Source organism: Mycobacterium sp. E2699 (assembly GCF_001666745.1).
Lineage (GTDB): Bacteria > Actinomycetota > Actinomycetes > Mycobacteriales > Mycobacteriaceae > Mycobacterium.
In genome coordinates, this window is the sequence record NZ_LZJH01000002.1 from 1 (window position 1) to 1,064 (window position 1,064).

Consider the following 1,064-nt stretch of genomic DNA (forward strand, 5'->3'; position numbering starts at 1 on the left):
GGCGACATCGACATCCTGATCACCGACAAGACCGGCACGCTGACGGAGGGCCGCATCCGCCTGGTCGGCGCGGTCGATCCGGCCGGTGCGCCGGCCGAGCCGGTCCGGCGGCTCGGGTTGCTGGCCACCGACGTCGACCCGGAATCCGGTGTGGTGAGCGCCAATCCGCTCGACGCCGCGCTGTGGGACTCCCCGCAGCCACAGCAACTGGTGGGCGGCGCGGTGCGCCGCGTCGCGCTGCTGCCGTTCGACCACGAGCGGCGCGCGACGTCGGTGTTGGTCGACGACGACGGCAACCGCCTCCTCGTCGTCAAGGGCGCCCCCGAACAGGTCCTGGACCGGTGCGACGGGACGCCGGCGGCCGCGGATGCGACCCTGGCGGACTTGTTCGCCGCCGGACGGCGGGTGGTCGCCGTCGCCACCCGCCCGGCCGCCGAGCTGACGGAGCTCACCGCCGACGACGAACACGACCTCACGCTGGCCGGCTTTCTGGTCTTCGCCGACGAACCCAAACCCGCGGCGCGCCAGTCGCTGGCACAGCTGGCCGAACTGGGCATCGAGCTCAAGATCGCCACCGGCGACAATCCGCGGGTCGCCGAAAAGGTCTGCAATGACCTGGGTTTGGCGTCCAAGGGCACTCTCACCGGCGCCGAGCTGGAACCCCTCGACGACGACGGGTTCGTCGACGCCGCGCAAAACCACACCATCTTCGCGCGCATCTCCCCCGAGCAGAAGGCGCGGCTGATCACCGCGCTGCGCCGCAACGGGCGATCGGTCGGCTTCCTCGGCGACGGCGTCAACGACGCGTTGGCCCTGCACGCCGCGGACGTGGGGATCTCCGTAGACAGCGCCACCGACGTCGCCAAGGACGCGGCCGACGTGGTGCTGCTGGAAAAGGACCTGGGCGTGCTGGCCACCGGCGTCGCCGAGGGCCGCCGGATCTTCGCCAACACGATCAAGTACGTGCTGATGGGCACGTCGAGCAACTTCGGCAACACCTTCAGCGCCGCCGCCGCGTCGGCGTTCTTGCCGTTTCTGCCGATGCTGCCCAGCCAGATCCTGCT

1 protein-coding gene is annotated in these 1,064 nt (G+C 70.9%); it reads left to right on the forward strand.

Annotation, left to right across the window (positions count from 1 at the left end; translation table 11 throughout):
* The coding region (locus A5696_RS00010; RefSeq protein WP_156738189.1) for an HAD-IC family P-type ATPase at window positions 1–1,064 on the forward strand (1,064 nt) is incomplete at both ends.